The 21,277-nt window shown below is 68.0% G+C and carries 19 protein-coding genes and 1 pseudogene; 12 read left to right on the forward strand and 8 right to left on the reverse strand.

Annotated features, from left to right (window positions below; translation table 11 throughout):
* The first annotated feature begins 3 nt into the window (after window positions 1–3).
* The 3 genes from C9412_RS05270 (at window position 4) to C9412_RS05280 (ending at window position 2,664) form a co-directional block, all read left to right on the forward strand.
* Entirely contained in the window at window positions 4–738 is a 735-nt protein-coding gene (locus C9412_RS05270) for an MgtC/SapB family protein (protein ID WP_107230651.1), read from the forward strand.
* A gap of 236 nt (window positions 739–974) precedes the next feature.
* Entirely contained in the window at window positions 975–2,030 is a 1,056-nt protein-coding gene (locus tag C9412_RS05275; protein WP_107230652.1) for an ATP-binding protein, read from the forward strand.
* On the forward strand, window positions 2,023–2,664 hold the full coding sequence (locus tag C9412_RS05280; protein WP_107230653.1) for a response regulator transcription factor: 642 nt from the start codon (window positions 2,023–2,025) through the stop codon (window positions 2,662–2,664). Before C9412_RS05275 ends, C9412_RS05280 begins: the two co-directional genes overlap by 8 nt.
* Window positions 2,665–2,678: 14 nt before the next feature.
* Here the strand turns inward: C9412_RS05280 and C9412_RS05285 are convergent, their stop codons facing one another.
* Together C9412_RS05285 and C9412_RS05290 are read right to left on the reverse strand one after the other, a co-directional pair.
* Entirely contained in the window at window positions 2,679–3,071 is a 393-nt protein-coding gene (locus tag C9412_RS05285) for a DUF3224 domain-containing protein (RefSeq protein WP_107230654.1), read from the reverse strand.
* Window positions 3,072–3,132: 61 nt separating this feature from the next.
* A pseudogene (locus C9412_RS05290) lies at window positions 3,133–3,258 on the reverse strand (transporter); the annotation flags it as partial.
* 307 nt (window positions 3,259–3,565) lie between these two features.
* On the opposite strand from C9412_RS05290, the gene C9412_RS05295 reads away from it, so the two are divergent.
* Genes C9412_RS05295 through C9412_RS05305 form a run of 3 tightly spaced genes read left to right on the forward strand, consistent with a single transcriptional unit; the run spans window position 3,566 to window position 7,722 of the window.
* On the forward strand, window positions 3,566–4,762 hold the full coding sequence (locus C9412_RS05295; protein ID WP_107230655.1) for a cell surface protein: 1,197 nt from the start codon (window positions 3,566–3,568) through the stop codon (window positions 4,760–4,762).
* 1 nt (window position 4,763) lies between these two features.
* Window positions 4,764–6,263: a DUF6384 family protein gene (locus C9412_RS05300; RefSeq protein WP_258190003.1), complete on the forward strand. Its 1,500-nt coding sequence runs from the start codon at window positions 4,764–4,766 to the stop codon at window positions 6,261–6,263.
* A 16-nt stretch (window positions 6,264–6,279) separates the two neighbouring features.
* Window positions 6,280–7,722 carry a hypothetical protein gene (locus C9412_RS05305; RefSeq protein ID WP_107230657.1) on the forward strand — a complete coding sequence of 481 codons (1,443 nt, stop codon included), beginning with the start codon at window positions 6,280–6,282 and terminating at the stop codon, window positions 7,720–7,722.
* Here the strand turns inward: C9412_RS05305 and C9412_RS05310 are convergent.
* Window positions 7,719–8,897 (reverse strand): low temperature requirement protein A, encoded by a 1,179-nt coding sequence (locus C9412_RS05310; RefSeq protein ID WP_107230658.1) that lies wholly within the window; start codon window positions 8,895–8,897, stop codon window positions 7,719–7,721. The two genes, C9412_RS05305 and C9412_RS05310, sit on opposite strands and share 4 nt — an antisense overlap.
* Window positions 8,898–8,906: 9 nt before the next feature.
* Window positions 8,907–9,173, reverse strand: a complete 267-nt coding sequence (locus tag C9412_RS05315) for a hypothetical protein (protein WP_107230659.1) — start codon at window positions 9,171–9,173, stop codon at window positions 8,907–8,909.
* Window positions 9,174–9,377: 204 nt separating this feature from the next.
* Here C9412_RS05315 and C9412_RS05320 point away from each other — a divergent pair, with 204 nt between their 5' ends.
* The 4 genes from C9412_RS05320 to blaL1 all read left to right on the forward strand — a co-directional run bounded on the left by C9412_RS05320 (window position 9,378) and on the right by blaL1 (window position 14,212).
* Window positions 9,378–9,902, forward strand: coding sequence for an RNA polymerase sigma factor (locus C9412_RS05320; protein ID WP_107230660.1), 525 nt, complete (start codon window positions 9,378–9,380; stop codon window positions 9,900–9,902).
* Window positions 9,899–10,741 (forward strand): FecR domain-containing protein, encoded by an 843-nt coding sequence (locus C9412_RS05325; protein WP_107230661.1) that lies wholly within the window; start codon window positions 9,899–9,901, stop codon window positions 10,739–10,741. The genes C9412_RS05320 and C9412_RS05325 overlap by 4 nt, the downstream gene beginning before the upstream one ends.
* A gap of 76 nt (window positions 10,742–10,817) precedes the next feature.
* Window positions 10,818–13,247 (forward strand): TonB-dependent receptor, encoded by a 2,430-nt coding sequence (locus tag C9412_RS05330; protein ID WP_107230662.1) that lies wholly within the window; start codon window positions 10,818–10,820, stop codon window positions 13,245–13,247.
* A gap of 95 nt (window positions 13,248–13,342) precedes the next feature.
* The gene (gene blaL1 / locus C9412_RS05335; protein ID WP_107230663.1) at window positions 13,343–14,212 is read left to right on the forward strand and encodes a L1 family subclass B3 metallo-beta-lactamase; all 870 of its coding nucleotides are present in this window, start codon (window positions 13,343–13,345) and stop codon (window positions 14,210–14,212) included.
* Window positions 14,213–14,328: 116 nt separating this feature from the next.
* Here blaL1 and C9412_RS05340 read toward each other — a convergent pair whose 3' ends face one another.
* Window positions 14,329–14,862 carry a DUF411 domain-containing protein gene (locus tag C9412_RS05340; protein WP_107230664.1) on the reverse strand — a complete coding sequence of 178 codons (534 nt, stop codon included), beginning with the start codon at window positions 14,860–14,862 and terminating at the stop codon, window positions 14,329–14,331.
* A gap of 482 nt (window positions 14,863–15,344) precedes the next feature.
* Complete coding sequence (locus C9412_RS05350) at window positions 15,345–17,630, reverse strand: FdhF/YdeP family oxidoreductase (RefSeq protein WP_107230666.1); 2,286 nt, start codon at window positions 17,628–17,630, stop codon at window positions 15,345–15,347.
* Window positions 17,631–17,871: 241 nt separating this feature from the next.
* On the opposite strand from C9412_RS05350, the gene fdhD reads away from it, so the two are divergent.
* Window positions 17,872–18,717: a formate dehydrogenase accessory sulfurtransferase FdhD gene (fdhD, locus tag C9412_RS05355; RefSeq protein ID WP_107230884.1), complete on the forward strand. Its 846-nt coding sequence runs from the start codon at window positions 17,872–17,874 to the stop codon at window positions 18,715–18,717.
* A gap of 193 nt (window positions 18,718–18,910) precedes the next feature.
* Here the strand turns inward: fdhD and C9412_RS05360 are convergent, their stop codons facing one another.
* The gene (locus C9412_RS05360) at window positions 18,911–19,447 is read right to left on the reverse strand and encodes a peroxidase-related enzyme (RefSeq protein WP_107230667.1); all 537 of its coding nucleotides are present in this window, start codon (window positions 19,445–19,447) and stop codon (window positions 18,911–18,913) included.
* Between the two features lie 106 nt (window positions 19,448–19,553).
* Here C9412_RS05360 and C9412_RS05365 point away from each other — a divergent pair, with 106 nt between their 5' ends.
* Window positions 19,554–20,444 carry an AraC family transcriptional regulator gene (locus tag C9412_RS05365; protein WP_107230668.1) on the forward strand — a complete coding sequence of 297 codons (891 nt, stop codon included), beginning with the start codon at window positions 19,554–19,556 and terminating at the stop codon, window positions 20,442–20,444.
* A 271-nt stretch (window positions 20,445–20,715) separates the two neighbouring features.
* Here C9412_RS05365 and C9412_RS05370 read toward each other — a convergent pair whose 3' ends face one another.
* Window positions 20,716–21,273, reverse strand: coding sequence for a TetR family transcriptional regulator (locus tag C9412_RS05370; protein ID WP_107230669.1), 558 nt, complete (start codon window positions 21,271–21,273; stop codon window positions 20,716–20,718).
* Window positions 21,274–21,277: the final 4 nt, after the last annotated feature.

Genomic DNA, 21,277 nt, shown 5'->3' on the forward strand with positions numbered 1-21,277 from the left:
AGGATGGACCTCAACCCCCACCTGCCGGCGTTCAACGCCGGCGCGACCCTCAGCTCGCTGATCAGCCTGTCGGTGGCCTTCGTGCTGGGCACGGTCATCGGCCTGGAGCGGCAGCTGCGCCAGCGCACCGCCGGCCTGCGCACCAACACGCTGGTGGCGGTGGGCGCAGCGGTGTTCGTCGACCTGGCCGTGCGCTTCCATGACCTGTATGGCGGCCCGCCGTCGCCGCTGCATGTGGTGGCCTACGTGATCTCCGGCGTCGGCTTCCTCGGTGCCGGCGCGATCATGAAGGATGGCGCGCAGGTGTCCGGCCTGAACACCGCCGCCACCCTGTGGGGCTCGGCGGCGGTGGGCGCATGTGCCGGCATCAAGCTGCTGCCGGAAGCGGTGCTGGCCGCCGTGTTCGTGCTGGCCGCCAATACCCTGCTGCGGCCGGTGGTGAACCGCATCCAGCGGCAACCGCTGCCGGAAGCCTTCAGCGAGGCGACCTATGCGATCAACGTGGTCTGCCAGCGCGAGCAGCAGGCCGAGGTGCTGGACCAGCTGTTGCTGCTGCTGGAGCAGGCGCAGTATCCGGTGCGTGCGGTGGACCAGCGCCCCTTCGGCGAACGGGATGTTGAACTCGAAGCGGTGCTGTACGCCACCACGGTCGATGCCGCCGAGCTGGATGCGGTGCTGGCAACCCTGGCCACCACGCCCGGCGTGCTGCAGGGATTCTGGAACGCCAGCCTGGAGTAGTGCCGGCCGCTGGCCGGCAGCCTCGTGCCCCCCGGACGCACCGTGCATCGCTTTGGTGGGTGCCGACCGTTGGTCGGCACAAACCCTCATCGCCCCCGGCCATTCAATTGCTGTGCCGACCAACGGTCGGCACCTACCGGGAGCCGGCACCCAGAGCACAAGAGCCTGCCGACCAGGGTCGGCATCCACCGACTGCGCTTTGCTATCCTTTCCACCCACGCCAGGGAGCTGTCCCGATGCCATCGCTGTCGCCCCGTCGCCCCCTGGTGCTGCTGGCCCTGATCGTCGTGATGGCGGCGATCTTCCTGCTCGATACCGTCACCGATTACGCCGTTGCGGCAGCCTGCTTCTACGCTGCGGTCATTCTTGCCGCCTCGCGCGTGCTGGGCGCGCGCGAGCTGATCACCCTGGCCATCGCCTGCGTCGCACTCACCGCGCTGAGCTTCTTCCTGACCCGCTTCGGCACCTACCGTATCGGCCTGGTCAATTCGGTGATCGGCATGCTGGTCATCGGCATCACCACCTACCTCGCGCTGAACATGGAGGCGGCCAAGGCGGCGGTGCAGGAAGCGCAGGGCCGGCTGCTGCGGGTCGCGCGGGCGTCCACCGTGGGCGAGCTGACCACCTCCATCGCGCATGAAGTGAACCAGCCGCTGGCGGCCATCGCCAGCAGCGCCGAGGCGTGCCAGCGCTGGTTGGCACAGGACCCGCCGAACGTGGACAAGGCGCGGCAGACCGTGGCCCGGATCCTGGCCGACGCGCATCGCGCCGGCGATGTGATCGCCCGCATCCGTGGCCTGACCCAGGGCGCGGCGCCGGAACGTCACGCCTTCGACCTGAACCAGGCCGTCGAGGAAATGCTCGCGCTCTCGCGCAGCGAGCTGGATCGGCATGGCGTGGACGTCGCCCTGCTGCTGGAGGCCGACCTGCCGCCCGTGCGGGCCGATCGCGTGCAGGTGCAGCAGGTCATCGGCAACCTGATCCTCAACGCCGTGGACGCAATGGAGTCGGTGCCCACCGCCGACAGGCGCCTGTCGCTGCACACCCGGCGCGACGGCTCCTGGATCAGCCTCAGCGTGCGCGACCGCGGCGTGGGCCTGCCGGCCGACCAGCCCGAGCGGGTGTTCGATGCGTTCTGGACCACCAAGTCACACGGGCTTGGGCTCGGCCTGAGCCTGAGCCGTTCGATGATCGAGGCCAACCACGGCCGGATCCGCGCCGAGCGACCCGCTGGCGGCGGCGCCTGCTTCGTGTTCGAGCTGCCCATCGCCACGGAAGCGCCCCATGCGTAAGCCTGCTGCCCCCCGCGCCGATCCGGCACCCATCGTCTACGTCATCGACGACGATCCGTCGGTGCGCGCCGCGCTGGAGGACCTGCTGGCCTCGATGGGCTTGCAGGTTCGCGCCTTCGCCTCTACCCAGGCCTTCCTCGAACAGGAACGGGAAGATGCACCGGCCTGCCTGGTGCTGGATGTACGCATGCCCGGCCAGAGTGGCCTGGAGTTCCACCGCACGATGGGCAACCACGGCCTGCAGCTGCCCGTGGTGTTCATCACCGGCCACGGTGACATCGCGATGGGTGTCAATGCGATCAAGGACGGCGCCATCGAGTTCCTGACCAAACCGTTCCGTGACCAGGAACTGCTGGATGCGATCCACAAGGGCATCGACATCGACCGCCAGCGGCGCCGCGAAGGCGAGGCACTGGACGCGCTGCAGCAGCGATGGAACACGCTCAACCCAGGCGAGCGCGAGGTGGTTGATGGCGTGGTGCGCGGCCGCCTCAACAAGCAGATCGCCGGCGACCTCGGGGTCAGCGAGATCACGGTGAAGGTGCGTCGCGCGCAGGTGATGCGCAAGATGGGCGCGCGCACCCTGGTCGATCTGGTGCGCATGTACGACCGCTTGCAGGCCGGCGCGGGCTGACTGCGGTCAGCCGTCTAGCCCGCATCCGGCAGGCTGTACAGCAACCGGTAGTCGTGGCGTCCCTGGGTGATGCTGATCTCCAGCGTACCGGCCAGGCCCTGCAGGCCATCGCTGCCCGAATCGGGCACCACCACCACGCTCAGCTCGGGCGTGCCGCGGGTCATCAGCCCGTTGTGCTGCAGGGTGAAAGCGCCCTCGCGGCCGGCCAGTACCGCGGTCACCCGTTCCATCGCCACGTACCCGGCCGAGCCTTCCACCGGCGTGCGGAATGCCAGCATCTGCCCGACACTGCTGCCCTGCAGATCGCCGCGGAATATCTTGTCGATCGACAGCACGCCGATCGGGCCGTCGTTGCCGCCGATCGGCAGCAATGTCACCTCAAACGTACCGCGCGCTTCACCCTGCATGCTGTTCTCCCGTGTGGAACGTAGCTGACATCACGATTTTTTCGTGGCCAGCACGATGACGTGTGCGGATGGCCATGGCCAGGTCCGAATCGACCCCTTTGACGCCAACCTTGGCGAACAATGCGGTCAGCGCCGCGAACACGGCAGACAACCCGGCCCACACCAGCCACTGCGGTAGGTTCTGCACGGTCGCCTCGCCGGTCGCCCTCGATGGGCGTCCGGCAAACGCTACTCCACCCTGGCATCGGTGGGGCTTCACCTGACCCTCACCCTCGCTACAATGGGCCCAGAATCGCCAGGGGGCGATCTGCAGGGAACGCGTCATCCATGTTCGACCAGGACAACCTCCTTGCCCGCATCGGGCCGGTGGCCCTTGCCCGGGCCACCCTGCCGCACAGCCGATGGCTGCCGCGCCCCATTCCCTTCGTTGCGCAGCACCCTGCCCGTTCCGCGTGGCAGGTTCCTCATTGCACGCCCTGACCGGAGCCATCGACATGTCCGACAACACCCTCCTTGCCACGCCGGCCGCTGCGGCGCCGATCAAGTACCTGGACCGCGCCATGGCCACCCTGCGCAGCCTGGGCCTGGCCGCACCGCAGGAGAACAACGCACCTGCCATCGCGCTGGTCTCGCAGCTGGCGACGTTGGACCAGGGCCGCGTGGTGGCGATCGCGCGCGTGCTGCAGCAGTCGGGGCACTTCAATGCCGTGATGCGTGATGAAATCAGCTCGGCCAAGGTCTCCGACCGCTACACCGATATCATCCGCGCCTTCGACAGCATCCGTGACGATGCCAGCAACATGGTCAAGCAGGTCAGCGACGGCAAGATCGACATGGGCGAGCGCCTGCAGAACCTGTGGATGAAGGTCACCCGCGGCGACATTCCCAGCCGCTTCGAAAAGATCCGCCACACCTTCCTTGAGGTCAGCCGCGATTCGGCCGAGCAGCTGCAGCGCGAGTCGCGCGTGCTGGAGATGTACGGCGATTTCCGCCTGTCGATCAAGGACGCCGAAATCCAGGCCCACGAGCTGCTGAAACTACAGGAACAGGCGCTGGCCGATGCGCGGGACGTACTGAAGCAGGCCCAGCAGCGCGTCGACTCCGCCGACCCGGCCGCCGATGCCGCCGACACCGGGCGCCTGGTGATGGCGCGCGATGAGGCCCTGCGCAACCAGCAGGCCGAGGAATCGCGCTTCCAGCTGGCCAAGGACCTGGCCGAGAACCTGCAGGTGAACTACGCCACCTCCGAGGCGATCATGCTGCGCGTGCACCAGTCGCACGAGGTCAAGCGCCGCGTCAACGAACGCTCGGTGGTGTTCTTCTCCACCAATGAAACCAGCTTCACCGCCTTGAATCTGGCCTTCACCACGCAGATGGGCCTGCACGAATCCACCCAGGCGCTCAACGCGATGACCGAAGGCACCTCGAAGGGCCTGGAAGCGGTCGCCAGCATCGGCGACGAGGTACTGCACCAGGGCCTGAAGGCCGGCTACGGCGGCACCATCGGTGTCGATTCGGTACGCAAGCTGGTCGATGCGGTGGTGCGTTTCCAGGAGACGTCGCTGCAGGAGATCGAGCAGCTGCGCAGCCAGGCCACCCGCGATTCGGCGGAGATCGCCCGCTATGTCGAACAGGGCAAGCAGCGCTTCGCCGCCCTGCTGCAGGCACCGCCGAGCCCGGAGCCGCGCTGACGTGAGTGCGACGATGGCGCCTGCCGAGCTGCAGGATGCGCTGCTGACCATGGATGTGGTCGACCAGCTGCGCTACCGCAATGCCGAGATGAAGGCACTGGCCGACAGTGGCCACGACAACGCGACGCTGAAGCAACGCCTGCTCGAGCTGTACCGCTCGCAGGGCATCGAGGTCTCCGACGAGATCCTCGAGGCCGGCATCCAGGCCCAGCGTGAACAGCGCTACCTGTACACCGCGCCGCGTGGCTGGAAGGCGTGGCTGGCCAGGCGCTGGATCGATCGCAGGCGAGTGCTCAAATGGGCGCTGATGGTCGCGGCGGCGCTGCTGGCGCTCGGCATGGTACTGCTGCTCGCGCGCAGCTTCGGCGCCTTCGTGCGTGAAGCCAACATCGAGAAGAATGTCCAGGTCCTCAACGACAAGGTCACGGCGCAGCAGCAGGCCATCGGCCTCGCACGCCACGCGCTGGCCGCGCAGGAACAGGCGCTGCAGGGGCTGTTGCCGCGGACCACGGCCAGCGGTGAGCGGCTGCAACCACTGACCGACGGGGCACAGGCCGCGCTGTCGGAAGCGCAGCGGCGCTTCGCCGAGGTGCCGGCAGCGGACACTCTGCTGCCAACCCTGGTGCGCCGCGACCAGGTCACCCGGGTCAGCCACGGCAGCACGGCCACCGCCGGCCAGGCCGCCGACTGGGTGGAACAGCAGCGCCAGGCCGCCGAGCAGGCGCTGACGCGGGCACAGCAAGCCCTGCCGGTACTGAGCGAACGCGTCACCACGCTTGGCCAGGCCACCGATGCAAGCGAACTGCTCGATGCCACCAACCTGGCCGCCAAGGCCGCACGCCTGACCCCGGATGCAGAACGGCTGCGTGCCCGCGCCTACACCGACGGCGACGTGGCCCTGCGTGCCGGCGACATCGCAACGGCCGGCCAGGCCACGGCCACCCTCAAGGAACTGATCGGCAGTGCCGGCAAGCTGGCCGCGCTCAATGAGCGCTTGGCCCAGCTCAAGGCCGACGGCCTGGCCACCGGGGTTGCCGGCGACGACCGCAAGCGTCTGCAGCGTGCGCTGGATCATGCGGCCACCCTGATCCGCGTCGAGACACTGGCCGAAGCCGGGCCGGCGCTGGACCAGGTCGCCGGGCTGGTGGCGATGCTGCAGCAGACCCTGGTCTACCGCATCGTCAACCGCGACGATGAGCGCACTGGCGTCTGGCGCTACAACGAGAACGCCAATGGCGGACGCAACTACTACCTGGTGAGCGAGGCACTGGACGAAGCCGGCAACGCCGTCGCCATCACCGTCCGCAACGAGGAAACCGGCAAGGACGAACAGGTCACGCTGTTTGGCGTGCGCGTGCCGAAGGCCACCTACAACCGTGTAGCGGCCGACAAGCAGGACAACGGCATCATCGAAGACGACCAGATCGGCAGCAAGCCGCGCGGCAGCCTGACGCCGCGCTTCCGCATGCCCACCACCGGCGGCTACATCACCCAATGGTGATGCCTGAGGAACTGACATGAGTGACTTGAATACCGCGCTGGCCGACGTCGAAGCCGAGATCGCCGACCTGCAGGCCCGCCTGGCCACCCAGGGCAACCAATGCCGGGAGCTGGTCAAGGAACAGGACGTGCTGCGCGAACAGACCCGTGCCGATTTCGATGCACTGGCCCGGCTGCAGGCCGAGGCCAGCAACGAGGTTGAACCGGCCGTTGCCCGCGATCTGCTGCTGCAGTCGCGTGCCGACCTGGACCGCCGTGAACGCAAAGGCCGTACGCACGACGACGAACTGCAGCGGCTGCTGGATGAGGAGCAGGCATTGCAGCAGCGCTCGCTCGATGCCGCAGCCGCGCGTGATGCCGCCGGCGAGCGGTTGCAGCAGCTGCAGGACAAGGTGGAGGCCACGCTGCGCAATGACAGCGACTTCCTGGCCCAGCTGGACGCCCTGGAGCTGGCGCAGGCGCGATGGGATACCGCCGAGCGCATGGCCGCTTCGGCCCAGGCCGAACATGACGCCAAGGCCGGTGCCTACCAGGCCGACCCGATCTTCATGTACCTGCTGTCGCGCGACTTCGGTGGCAGCGGCTACCGGGGTTGGCCGCTGCTGCGCACCGTCGATGGATGGCTGGCCGATCTGTGCGGCTACGACCGTGCCCGCCGCGAGTACCGGACCCTGACCGAGCTGCCGGGCTACCTGCAACAGCATGCGGCGCAGGCCCGCGAGCAGGCCGAGCAGGCGCACGCCCCGGTACAGGCTGCCCGCGATTCAGCCGCGGCGCTGTCCGGTGGCGGCGTGCTGCGCAGCATCCTGCGGGATGCGCAGAGTGCCCTGGCCCAGGCGCTGCTGGACGAACAGCGGCAACGCCAGGCGGTGGATGCCCAGCAGGCGCGGATCACCGACTTCCGCAGCTGGTCCGACACCGAGGGCCGTTCGGTGCTGGTCACCCTGGCGCGCGCCCTGTCCTCGCGCAACCTCGACGATCTGTACCGCCGCGTCGCCGCGACTGCCACGGCCGAGGACGATGCGGTGCTGGAGCGGATCCATGCCCGTCGCCTGCGCCTGGCCGAGATCGAAGGGAGCGTCGGCCAGCACACGAGCGACATGGAGACGCTGAAGGCGTCGCTGGCATCGCTGCAGGCCACTCGCCGCAGCTACCAGCTGGCGCTCGATGCCGAGCGCAGCAGCTATCGCGCCCCGGCCCGCAGCGTCGTCGAGCCGATCATGACTTCGCTGTTCGCCACCGCCAGCAGCCGCCCGCGGCGCTCCAGCACCGCCTCCTCCGGCGGGTTGTTCGATTGGGGATCGAGCAGTTCCAGCAGTTCGGACTCCGGTTCGAGTTTCTGGTCGGGCGCCAGTTCCAGCTCCAGCGCCCGCTCGGACTCCGGTTCCAGCAGCGGCGGCTTCCGCAGCGGTGGCGGCATCAGCGGCGGTGGCGGCTTCAAGACCGGCGGCGGCTTCTAGCTGCCTGCCTGCTGGATGCGCCGTTTCAGCCGTGTATCCAGCAGGCCCACACCCAGCAGCACCAGGCTGGTCAACCAGCCGGCGGCCAGCAGGTGGGTCAATGGCAGCAGCAGGCCCAGCACCAGCAGTGCCACGGCACCGAACAGATGCGAGCGTGGCGCCCGACCATACACCACGCGCTTGTACAGCGCGCTGCCCAGCAGGTAGATCAGCGGGCCGGCCACCATCAGCGCGGCATACGCCGGCGTCACCGCCGCCCCCGGGTGGTCCATCACCAGGTCGTTGCCGACCGCGGTGGCAATGATGCCGGCGATCAGCAGCGCATGCACATAGTGGAAGTTGGCGCCCATCCGCCCCGGATCGTCGGCATGGGTGATCGCCTCGGTGGCGTCGCTGCTGGAGATGCCGAAATACAGCCACCACATGGCGAGGGTTCCGGCGAAGGTGGCCAGCACGGCCGATACCACCGCACCGCTCCAGTGCTCCACCTCGCTGAGCACACCGCCGGTGGCCAGCAGTGTCTCTCCCAAGGCAACGATGACGAACAGCTGGCAGCGCTCGGCCAGATGCCCGCCTTCGATGGTCCATTCGCGGGTGTGCGAGCGGCCCAGCCCGGGAAAGGCAAAGCCGAACATCGGCGAAACGTACTCACAGGCCACCGCCAGCGCCCACAGCGCCAGCCGTGCATGGCCCTCGGCCGCCGCACCGGCCAGCCAGAAACAGGCCGACACGCACACCCAGGCCAACATGCGGCGGAAGTTCGGCGCCAACGCATGCGTGCCTCCCACCTCGTACAGCACAAAGGCGGTGCGCCCCACCTGCATCGTCGCGTAGGCCCCGGCGAACACCCAGGCGCGGTCGGCAAAGGCCTCGGGAATGGACGAGGACATCAGCAGTGCCAGCAGCATCGTGGCAAACAACAGCCCGCGGATGCGCGGCGCCTGCGGGTCGAACCAGTTGCTGACCCAGCAGGCGTACTGCCAGCCCAGCCACACCGCAAACCACAGCACCAGCGTCTGCAGCACCCCGGCCAGGCCCAGGTGGTGCAGCAGGTGGTGGCTGAGCTGGGTGACCGCGAACACGTACACCAGATCGAAGAACAATTCTTCGTAGGTGACCCGTGCGTGGTGGCCATCGCGCTGGCGCAGCGCCGGCAGGCGCAGGGGTGTGCTCATCGGACGCCCTCAGCGCGCCAGGCGCCAGTAGACAAGACCGGCCAGCAGCGCCGGCACCGCAAACACCAGCAGCAGGATCGGCGCCTCTTCCCTGAAGGCGTAGCCGGCCCGGTAGACCCCCACCCACAGATTGGCCAGCGCCAGCACCAGCCAGGTGGCAACGAAGGCCAGCAACGCGGTCGGCAACTGCGAGCTGCCCACGCTCCAGAGACGCCCGAACAGCATGAACACCGCCAGCAGCAGCACACCGGCGATGATGACCAGAAGTACGTGCATGTCTCACTCCCCTCAGCCCGGGTGCAGGCTGGCACGGGCCGATTCTGCGCGCCAGACGATGATCGTGTTTTCACCATCCAGGCCCACCGAACAATGGCCTGCATGCGGCATGGATGGCAAATGCGAACCGTTCCCATTAATATTCCATCACCGCGCAGGGATCGTCCTGTTGCGCGACCCGCCTTTCACCCTCGCCCGTTCCGGATGCACGAGTCGCCCTCATCGCCACTGCCCGCCGCACCGCTGCTTTCGTCACTGGTGCGCCACTACGAGGAACTGGTCGACTACCTGCGCCGTCGCTTCCGCTCGCCCGGATTGGCCCGCGAAGTGGTGCACGAGGTCTGTCTGCGCCTGCTTGAGCGCCCGGCCGTGCAGGACGCGCGGCAACCGATCGCGCTGTTGCGCCGCATCGCCCACGACGCTGCGGTCGACCGTTGCCGTGCCGAAGACCTGCGCCGGCACTGGGTGGAGCCGCGCGCCGAACTGCCCGATGGCGCCTGCGCGCGACCCGGGCCGGAACAGCAGGCACAGGGACAGCAGGCGCTGCAGCGCTTGAGCACCACCATTGAACGCATGCCCTGCCGGCGCCAGCAGGTGTTCATCCTGCACAAGATCCACGAGCTGCCGCAGGCCGAAGTGGCACAGCGCATGGGGATCGGCCTGAAGGCGGTCGAGCGCCACCTGCGCCTGGCCATGGCCGATTGCCGACTGCACGCCGGGCCGCAATGAAGCCGGTGCCTCCACCGCAGCCGCCGACCGAGCCGGTTGCTACCGAACAGGTGCTGGAGCAGCATCGCGATGCGCTGAAGCAGCGCTTTCCGCTGCCGCCCCCGGCCGCCCTGCAGCGCCGACGCGGCGGACGCATCGCAAAGAGTGTGCTGCCCGTGCTGCTGGTGGCCATCAGCGCCGTGTGCATCGCCGACCCGGCCTGGCAGGTGCGCGACTACCAGACCGCCGTGGGCGAACGGCGCCAGATCACGCTGCCCGATGGCAGCCATGTGCTGCTCGATGCCGGTACCCGGCTGCAGGTACGCCGCCACCTCCGTTCGCGGCAGGTGCTGCTGGCACAGGGCCAGGCGCGCTTCGACGTGCGGCATTCGGCGTGGCGGCCGTTCCAGGTCGAGGCCGGGCCGGTGCATGTGCGCAACTACGGCACGGTGTTCGACGTCGACCGCCAGGGCGACCTGAGCGAGGTGACCCTGTGGCGCGGTGAGGTCGGCGTGCGCGTGGAGGGCGGCGGCGCCGAACAGCGGCTCAAACCCGGACAGCGCCTGCTCGCCCAGGCCGGCTCACTGTCACCGCCGGAGCCGGCCAGCCCCGATCGCGCCGACTGGACCCGCGGCCGCCTGCAGTTCGATCGCCTGCCGCTGTCCGAGGTGCTGCGCATCCTGCAGCGCTATCACGATCGCCCGATCGTGCTGGACGATCCGGCGCTGGGCCCGTTGCAGGTCTCCGGCGTGTTCGATGCCGACCGCGCCGAAACCGCCGTGGCGCTGTTGCCGGAGATCCTGCCGGTACAGGTGCATACCGCCGCCGACGGCAGCCTGCACCTGCGCGCGCGCCGGTGATCCTCCCTGCAAGGCTGAGGGTGGGTTGCGCGCCGTCCCATCCGGCAGGTGCTTGAACCCCTCCGAAGGACCCTGCATGACCCGCCCCGTTCCGCCCGCCGCCCTGCGCCGGCTGGCCCCCGCCCTGCTCGCGGCCTGCCTGTGCGCCGCGCTGCCCGTTGCCGCGCAGACCCGCGCCCCCGCCACCGTGGAACTGCACCTGCCGGCCGGGCCACTGCCGGCGTCGCTGAACGCACTGGCCCGGCAGAGCGGCATCCAGCTGCTGTTTGCCGCCGACAGCACCCGCGGCCGCAGTGCGCCCGCGCTGGAAGGCCGCTACACACCGCGCGACGCGCTGCAACGCCTGCTGGCCGGCCACGCGCTGACCCTGCAGGAACGTTCGCCCGGCGTGTTCGTGGTGAGTGCCGCTGCGGCACCGGCACCGGCCCCCGCAAAGGCCAGCACCCCGGCGCGGGCCACCCCGGCTGCGGGCCCGACCTCGCTGGCACGCGTCACGGTTTCGGCTTCCACCGCACGCATGCCGCAGGGTGAAACCGCCATGCCCAACACCATCACCGTGCTGACCCGCGAGGACATTGCCCAGCAGCTGGCGCTGGGCTCGGACATGTCGCGCGTGCTGTCGGCGCAGATTCCGGCCTTCGCGCCCGCGCGCGAGAAGATGTCCAACTACGGCGAGAGCATGCGTGGCCGCGGCATCCTCTACATGGTCGACGGCGTGCCGCAGTCCACCCCGCTGCGTGATGGCTCGCGCGATTCGCACACCATCGACCCGGCGATGATCGAGCGCATCGAGGTCATCCACGGCGCCAACGCGTTGCAGGGCATCGGCGGCACCGGCGGCATCGTCAACATCATCACCCGCAGTGCCCCCACCGAACCCGGCGCGTTCCTGCTGGACAGCAACCTGACCTACAGCAGCGCCCTGCCCAACCGCCACGATGACAACGGCCAGCGTGCCTCGGCTCTGGTGGGCGTGCGCGGCGATCGTTTCGACCTCGTCGCCGGCCTCGCCTACGAGCGTCAGGGCCTGTTCCATGATGGCGAGGGCCGCTCGATCGGTACCAATGCGCAGGGCGAGCTGATGGACTCGACCTCGTCCAACGTGTTCGCCAAGCTGGGCTGGAACCTGGCCGAGGGCCATCGCCTGCAGGTGATGGCCAATCGCTACGAGCTGCGTGGGCTGGACAACTACGTGGCGGTGAATGGTGATTTCCGTACCGGCCGGCCGACCGTTTCGGTGCCCGGTGATACGCCGCTGGACCCGCCGATGAACCGCTCGCGTTCACTGACCGTGGATTACAGCGCCGCCGATCTGCTGGGTGGCCGCTTCCAGGCCCAGGCCTTCGCGGTGGACTTTGAAGGACGCTATGGCGCCAGCCAGTGGGACCCGTGGGGCAACACCGGCGCCAACGCCGCCTGGGACCAGACCCAGAACGAATCGGACAAGCGCGGCTTCAAGCTGACCCAGAGCTGGACCCGCATTGCCGACACCACGCTGGACGTGACCGTGGGCCTGGATGGGCTGCGCGATCGTACCCATCAGGTGCTGCTGGCCAGCGGCATGAACTGGGTACCGTTGACCACCTACCAGAGCCTGTCTCCGCTGTTGCAGCTGCACTGGTGGCCGACCGATCACCTGATGCTGTCCGGTGGCCTGCGTTACGAGAAGGGCGAGCTGGAAGTGGGTGACTACACCACCCTGCCGCGCTACGGCGCGCGCAAGGTGGCCGGTGGCAAGCCGACCATGAGCGAGACGCTGCCCAACATCGGCGCAGTCTGGTACATCAACGACCGACTCAACGCGTACGCCTCGTATTCGGAGGGCTACACGGTGGCCGACGTCGGCCGCGTGCTGCGCGCGATCAATCGCGACGGCCAGCGCGTGGACAACCTGGTCGACCTGTCGCCGGTAGTGTCGGACAACCGCGAGATCGGCCTGGAGTACGACGACGGCCGCTTCAGCGGTGACATTGCCTACTACACCTCCGAATCGAAGCTGGGTTCGGTGCTGGTCTACGATGCGGGCATCGACGCCTACAACGTGCAGCGCCAGGCCACCCGCGTGGAAGGCTTTGAAAGCAACCTGCGCGTGCGCCTGGGTGATGCCCGCCTGGGCCTGGGCTATGCGCGCGCCAACGGACGCTACGACGCCAACGTCGATGGCCGCCTGGACAGCGACCTGGCCGGCGTCAACATCGCGCCAAACCGGCTGACCGCGTTCTGGGAACAGAACTGGACCCCGCAGCTGAGTACCCGCCTGCAGGCCAGCCATGCCTTCGACCGCGATTTCGACCAGCTCGGCAACCGCGTGGCGACGTTCAACGGCTACACCACGATGGACCTGGTGGCGCGCTACGCGTTGAACAAGCACAGCTTCACCCTGGGCGTGCAGAACCTGGCCAACAAGCAGTACATCAGCTACTACTCGCAGACCACGCCGTCGAACCCGAGCTACTTCTCCGGCCGTGGGCGGGTGCTGAGCCTGGGCTGGCAGTACCGGTACTGAGCCATGGCGCCCTTATGGGAGCCATGAAATCTATGCGCGACGCGATGAAGGAGGCCCATGCTAGTTTCTGGGCCTCCTTCAGACGGACATGCACCATGCGCAGTTCCCTGCTTGCTTTCGCCCTCGCTGCCACACTGCCTGTCATCCAGGCACATGCCGCTGAGGCACCGCTGCCGCAACTGCGCGCCTATACCGTCGACGCCTCCTGGCTGCAGCCGATGGCACCGCTGCAGATTGCCGACCACACCTGGCAGATCGGCACCCAGGAGCTGACCGCCCTGCTGGTGCAGACCCCTGACGGCGCGGTGCTGCTGGACGGTGGCATGCCGCAGATGGCCGACCACCTGCTGGCCAACATGAAAGCGCGCGGGGTGGCCCCGCAGGATCTGCGATGGATCCTGCTCAGTCATGCGCATGCCGACCACGCAGGACCGGTGGCGGAACTGAAACGGCGTACCGCTGCGCATCTGGTCGCCAATGCCGAATCGGCCGTGCTGCTGGCACGTGGCGGCAGCAACGATCTGCACTTCGGCGATGGGATCACCTACCCGCCGGCCAGTGCCGACCGCATCGTCATGGACGGTGAGACTGTCTCCCTCGGTGGCATCACCTTCACCGCCCACTTCATGCCCGGCCACACCCCGGGCAGTACCGCCTGGACCTGGACCGACACGCGCAACGGCAAGCCGGTGCGCATCGCCTACGCCGACAGCCTGAGCGCGCCGGGCTACCGGTTGCAGGGCAATGACCGCTATCCGCGTCTGGTCGACGATTACCGGCGCAGCTTCGCCACGGTGCGCGCCCTGCCCTGCGATCTGCTGCTGACCCCGCATCCCGGCGCCAGCCGCTGGGATTACGCCGCCGGCAGCAAGGCGGCGGTCAACGCAATGACCTGCAAGGACTACGCCGATGAGGCCGAGAAGAAATTCGACGCGCAGCTGGCCAAGGAAACGGCATCGCACTGATCCTGTAGAGCCGAGCCGATGCTCGGCTTGCCGGCCGCAAACAGCCGAGCGTGGGCTCGGCTCTACACAGGACGCGTCGAGAGGTGCCGGTCAGACCGATCGGCACCCGCCGTCTATCAGCCGCCCTGCCCATGTTGGGCGAACGGCTCGGTGCTGCCATCGGTGCGCACCAGCTCGACGGTGTACGGCTGCACGTAGCCATCGGGCATTTCCATGCCCGGCGAACCGGCCGGCATGCCCGGCAACACCAGCCCGCGCGCAGCCGGGCGTTCGGCCAGCAAGCGCTTGATGTCCGCAGCCGGAATGTGGCCTTCCACCACGTAGCCGCCGATCTCGGCGGTGTGGCAGGAGGACTTGCCGACCGGCACGCCGAGGCGGACCTTGATCGGGTTCATGTCGTCGGTATCGCGCACATCCACCTGGAAGCCGGCGGCCTTCAGATGGTCCACCCAGACGCCGCAGCAGCCGCAGCTGGATGTCTTGTGCACGATCGCAACCGGTAGTGCCGGATCGACCTGGGCCACGACGGCCGGTGCCGGTGCAGCTTCGCTGGCGACCGGGGCGACGCTGGATTCGTCGGCAGCGCGCGCGCAGGCGGCGGTGGTCAGAACGGTGCCCAGCAGCAGGCCGAGGGAGAGAGAACGGTTCATGGAATGATTCCTTTGCAATAGCGGGCAATGCAGCCCGCCGCCCGCGCATTGAAGGCACAGGCAGAGACAAGAATGTGTCGTGCAATCGAGACGGACGCAGCACGCCCGCAAGGAATCAACCGATGGGGGGGCGCAATGGGTCGAGCATCGGCGGCGGCGCCCGTTGCGACGAACTCGCCGCCAACGGCGCCTCTCGCCAGGGCGAGGCCGGTGTTCGATTCGCGGTCGCCAGCATGCCCAAGCAGGCAGGCGGGCACTCACACTCTCCGCTCTGGCAGGCCATCGAAGCCGCATCATCGCAGCAGCCAGCCACGCTCATCGCAGCCGAGTGCGGTGCGGCGCAGTGTTCCTGGCCGGCCGTTCCGCTGTACGCAGGCACGGCAAACGCCAGCGCCGGTGCATTCAGCACCAGGGCAACGAGCAGCATCCATCGCAGCAGCAGGCCAGGCAGGTTCACCCCTTGATGATAGCCGATGCGGATGTCACGCAGAGGCCGTTGCCATCGCCCGCATCCGCACTGGAATCGACTTGGCCGCCGGAGTGCCACTGATCCGGTCGTAGTAATCCAGCGGCAGCAGCGGATTCAGTTCCGGGTAGTAGCCTGCCAATGCACCGCGCGGCATCGGGTAGTCCAGCACGGTCAGCCCCTCGATGCGCCGGTCCACGCCGTCGGCGCTGATCGTTTCCAGGCTGACCAGCGCTTCCTTGGCCAACCCGCGCGCCAGGCGGTCTTCGATGTTCATGAACAGCACCATGCGATCGTTGTACACGCCGCGGTAGCGATCGTTGTAGCTGTAGATGGTGGTGTTGTACTGGTCATGCGAGCGCACGGTAGCCAACCGCAGCATCTCCGGGTCGTCCACCGGGTCATCCACGTCCAGCCCGGGCATCAGCAGAATGTTGGCCTTGCCATTGGGCGTGGGCCACACCCGGCGGCGCGGCGGGATGTCCAGATGGAAACCGTGCGCCTGCTGGATGCGCGTGTTGAAGCCGGCGTAGATCTCCGGGTACACCGCGGCGATCAGCTCACGGATGGGCACGTAGTCGTACATGCAGCCTGCCCAGTCGACCCGGCTGTGCGGCAATGTGGCCATCGCCATGCGGCAGACGATCTCCACCTCCGGCAGCACCTGCGCGCTGACCGGTTCCAGCACGCCGCGCGATGCGGTGACGTTCGACATCGCATCCTCGATGGTGACGAACTGCTCGCCGGCTGACGTCACGATACGTTCCGAGCGTGCCACCACCGGCAGGATCAGGGCATCACGGCCATGCACCAGATGCCCGCGGTTGAGCTTGGTGGCGATGCCCACGGTCAGCTCCAGGCCGCGCATCGCCTCATAGGCGCGCGGTGTATCGGGCACGGCATGGATGAAGTTGCCGCCCAGGCCGATGAATACCTTGGCGCTGCCGTCCAGCATCGCCTCGATCGACTCGACCACATGATGGCCATGTTCGCGCGGCGGATCGAAACCGAACACCTGCTGCACCCGGTCCAGATAGGCCGGCTTGGGCTTCTCGTCGATACCCACGGTGCGATCGCCCTGCACATTGGAGTGCCCACGGATCGGGCCGATGCCCGCGCCGGGCTTGCCGAAATTGCCGCGCAGCATCAGCAGGTTGGCCACCTGCTGCAGCAGGCGCGAGCCGTACTGGTGCTGGGTCAGGCCCATTCCATAGCAGATCACCGTGGCCTTGGAGCGGATGTAGATTTCCGCACAGCGGCGGATCTGCGCCTGCGAAATGCCGGAGACCCGCACGATCTCCTCCCAGTCCTGCGCCATCACATCCTCGCGCAGCGCCTCCAGGCCCACTGTGTGTTCGGCCAGGAAGTCGTGGTCCAGGACACGCTCGCCCTGTGCTTCACGCTCGAACATCACCTTCATCATGCCCTTGATCAGCGCCAGGTCGCCGCCGATGCGGATGTGCACGAACTCGCTGGTGATCTCGGTCGAACCGAAGGTGGCCATCTGCACCACATCCTGCGGCTCGGCAAAGCGGATCAGGGCGCGCTCGGGCATCGGGTTGACCGCCACGATCGGAATGCCGCGTTTACGCGCCTCGACCAGGTTGCTCATCATCCGCGGCGAATTGGTGCCGGTGTTCTGGCCGATGACGAAGATCGCCTCTGCGTGCTCGAAGTCCTGCAGCACGATGGTGCCCTTGCCCACCCCGATGGCCGGCGGCAGACCTCGGCTGGTCGGCTCATGGCACATGTTCGAGCAATCCGGGAAATTGTTGGTGCCGAACTCGCGCACGAAGATCGAATACAGGAACGCCGCTTCGTTGGGCGTGCGCCCGGAGGTATAGAACTCGGCCTGATGCGGGCTGTCCAGCGCCTGCAGGTGACGACCGATCAGCGCGAACGCCTCGTCCCAGCTGCACGGTACGTAGTGATCGGTGGTCGCGTCGTAGCGCATCGGCTCGGTCAGCCGGCCCTGCATCTCCAGCCAGTAGTCGCTCTGCGCCATCAGCTCGGTGACCGTGTGCTGCGCGAACAGCTCGCGGCCAGCGCGGAACTGCGTTGCCTCCCAGGCCAGGGCCTTGGCGCCGTTCTCGCAGAACTCCAGCTTCTTGCGCTCGTCGGCATCGGGGAATGCGCAGCTGGGGCACTTGAAGCCGCCCGGCTGGTTCATCGCCAGCAGCGCCTTGGAGCCCTTGCCGATCACGCTCTGCTGCAGCAGCACCTTGGCGGTGGCGCCAGCGGCACCCCAGCCACCGGCCGGTTGGTTGTAGGGTTTGTAACGCGGCGGCTTCTGCTCGGACATGTTCGGCGACCTGGTCTGAGGAACTCAACGACGAACGGCCGCACAGAATCGGCCGCCTGCGGGCGCCTTGCCCGCCGCTCCAGTCAATCACGGCCCCTGCCAGCGCGCCAGAGGCCCATGCTGCTTAGCGGCCAGCGTGGCATGGCAACGGTTACACCTGCGTCAGCGGCCGGGTACTGCGCTATCCTCGATTTCGCAGGCACTTCGTTGCCTGCGCACCTTCCCTGCCCGGATGCGCTGCATGCCCGACCCGACCCCGCCACACACCCCGCCTGCCGGCACGGCCCAGCGCCCGCTGCATCGCTGGCGTGGCGGACTCCCGCAGCCGCAGCTCGATGTGGTGGCCGAAGAGGTGCCGGTTGCGATGCGCTACAACGGCGCCGCGTTCTCGGTGATGATGGCCACGCCGTGTGACCTGGAGGACTTCGCGCTGGGCTTCTCGCTCAGCGAGGGCTTGATCACGGCGCCCGCGCAGCTGCTGGCGGTCGAGGTGAGGCCGCAGCTGGAAGGTATCGAACTGCAGATGACCGTGGCTGCGGATGCGCCCGGCGCCGCGCTGGATCCGGAGGCAGAACGCCTGCTGCCCGGCCGTGGCGGCTGCGGCCTGTGCGGCACCCGCCAGCTTGAGGATGTGCTGCGGCCCCTGCCGCCGATCCGCGAACGCCGCACCTACGCACCGGCTGCGCTGCAGCGTGCCCTGGCCGCACTGGCACAGCACCAGCCGATGAATGCGGCAAGCGGCGCCATTCACGCAGCGGCCTGGGCCGACGCCAGCGGGCGGATCGGCTGGGTGCGCGAAGATGTTGGCCGCCACAACGCGCTGGACAAGCTGATCGGCGCTTTGCACCACAACGAGCACGCCATCGACGGCGGCCTGCTGGTGATTTCCAGCCGCGCCAGCTACGAGATGGTCAGCAAGGCAGTGCGCGCCGGCGCCAGCGTACTGGCCGCCGTGTCGGCGCCGACCGCACTGGCGATCGACCTGGCCCGCAGTGCCGGGCTGTGCCTGGTCGGGTTTGCGCGTGAGAGCGGCTTCAATGTGTACACCCATCCCGACCGGCTGCAGGCGGGCGAACCGCTTGGGTAGAGTCGACCGTTGGTCGACTATCGCGCGAAGCGCAGGGTTCTCGCTGTCTGATGGAAGAGCAGTCGACTAACAGTCGACTCTACCGAAAGGCAGTCGACCAGCGCGCCGACCCACCGCTTGGGTAGAGTCGACCGTTGGTCGACTAACGCGCGCAGCGCGGAGGTTTTCGCCAACCGAAACGCGGAACGGTGCGTCAGCGCAATGCCACCTTCGGGAAATCCACCGGCACATCGAAGGCCACGTTGACGTAGTTGGTGAACAGGTTGAGCGCCACGTGCGCCAGGATCTCCACGATCTGCTCATCATCAAAGCCCGCCGCACGCAGTGCCTGCACGTCGCCGTCTGCGATCTGTGCACGCTGCTCGACCACCTTCAGCGCGAACGCCAGTGCGGCCGCAGTGGCCGGATCGCTGGACTGGCCGATCTGCGCGGCCGCCATCTGCTCGCTGCTGGCCCCGGCCTTGCGGCCCAGCGCGGTGTGCGCGGCCAGGCAGTACTTACACGCGTTGCGGTTGGCGATGGCCACGGCAATCTTTTCACCCAGCAGCGGCGACAGTCGCCCGCCCGCCAAGGCGCCGAACGAAGCCCACATGCTCTGCAGGGCGGCCGGCGAGTTGGCCACGGCGCGGAACATCGCCGGGGTGGCGCCAAAGGCGGCGTGGACCTGGCCCAGCAGGGCCTGGCGATCGGCCGTGGTGTGGGTGGCATCGATCAGGGGGATACGGGACATGGGGAATCTCCTTGGAAACGCGCCCGGGATTGGACGACCCGGCCATCCTAGGTAGACTCCATGGACGATATGTGCCACATCAGCCACATCCATTGTCCATTCGTCCATGAGCGTCTCCACCGACCCCGCTGCCCGCCCGGCGCCTGATCGCCTCTCCTCCCTGCTGGAGCGCTTCCGCGTGCAGGCCGCGCTGTTCCACAGCGGGCCACTGTGCGGGCGTCATGTCTTCGCGCCGCAGCCCGGGCGCGCCTTCCTGCACATCCTGCGCCAGGGGCAGATGGAAGTCCGGCACCCCGATGGGGATGCGGTCCTGCCACGGCTGAAGATCGACACCCCCAGCCTGCTGCTGTACCCGCAGCCGCTGCACCATGTGTTCCACAACGCGCCGCTGGATGGCCCGGACTTCACCTGCGCCACGCTGGATTTCGATGGTGGCGCGCGCAACCCGGTCGTGCAGTCGCTGCCGCCGGTGATGGTGGTACCGCTGGCCGCCGTCGGCGAGCTGGACGACACCTTGCGCCTGCTGTTTGCCGAAGCCGACCGCCAGCGCTGCGGGTCGCGGTTGCTGACCAATCGCCTGTTCGAAGTGGCATTGATCCAGATCCTGCGCTGGGTGGTCGATCATCCGGATGCGGCGGGGGTCAGCCATGGGTTGATGCGCGGGCTGTCCGATGCGCGGCTGGCACGCACACTGGTGGCGATGCACCAGGCGCCCCGGGACGAATGGACGCTGCCACGCATGGCTGCGACCGCCGGGATGTCGCGCAGCGCGTTCGCTGTGCTGTTCAAGGAGGTGATGGAGGCCACACCGGCCAGCTACCTCCTGGACTGGCGATTGAGCCTGGCTTGTGCACAGCTGCGCGCGGGCGTTGCGGTCAAGCAGGTGGCGATTGAGGTGGGGTTTGCTGATACCGCGTCACTGTCCAAAGCCTTCCGCAAACGGCTGGGCGCATCGCCGCGTGCGTGGTTGGCCGCAAGCGCAGCACAGGCTGGGTAGATGGATGAGAGGTAGAGTCGACCGCTGGTCGACTATCGCGCGAAGCGCGGGGTTCTCGCTGTCTGATGGAAGAGCAGTCGACTAGCAGTCGACTCTACCGAAACCCGCGCCGACCAACCGATTGGGTAGAGTCGACCGCTGGTCGACTATCGCGCGAAGCGCGGGGTTTTCGTGGCCTGACCGGAAGGCGGTCGAGCATGGCTCGACGCCACATGGCAGCCGACTAGCGGTCGGCTCTACCACAAGCGCTGTCCGCGCGTTGGCCCATGGCCTAACTGGCCGCCCCGTCGTTCTTCGCCAGCAACCCGGCGATGCGCTCGGCCACCTGCGCGCGCACCGCTTCATCCAGCTGGCCTTCGTACATCGCTTCGTAGATCCACAGGCCATCGGCCGCCAGCCGCGCCACGAAATTGTCGAGCGCGGTGGAATCAACACAGCCTGCCTCCGGCGCAGAGGGTGCCCAGCGGCGTACCGCCGGCCCCCATGGGCGCTCATCGGCCTCCGGGTCGGCCGATTCGAGCATGAACATCAACTCGGCGCGGGTGGCGCTCTGCGCCGACACCCGCACGAAGGTCTGGTAACGCTCCAGTGCGGTCGCCTCATCGGCACGCTTGCCCAGCAGCGCCTCCATCGACGCCTCCCAGGCCTGCACCAGATGCTCGTCAATGCCGCGCAGCAGCGCTTCGCGCGACGGGAAGTGGTACAGCAGGCCGCCGCGGGTCAGCTGGGCTTCGGCCGCTACCGACTCGAAGGTCACCGCACGCACACCGTCACGATTGATCACGTTGACGGCGGCGTCGAGGATGCGGTCGCGCTTGCTGGTTCTCATCACG

Origin of the sequence: Stenotrophomonas sp. Nf1 (assembly GCF_003028475.1) — a bacterium.
Classification (GTDB): domain Bacteria; phylum Pseudomonadota; class Gammaproteobacteria; order Xanthomonadales; family Xanthomonadaceae; genus Stenotrophomonas.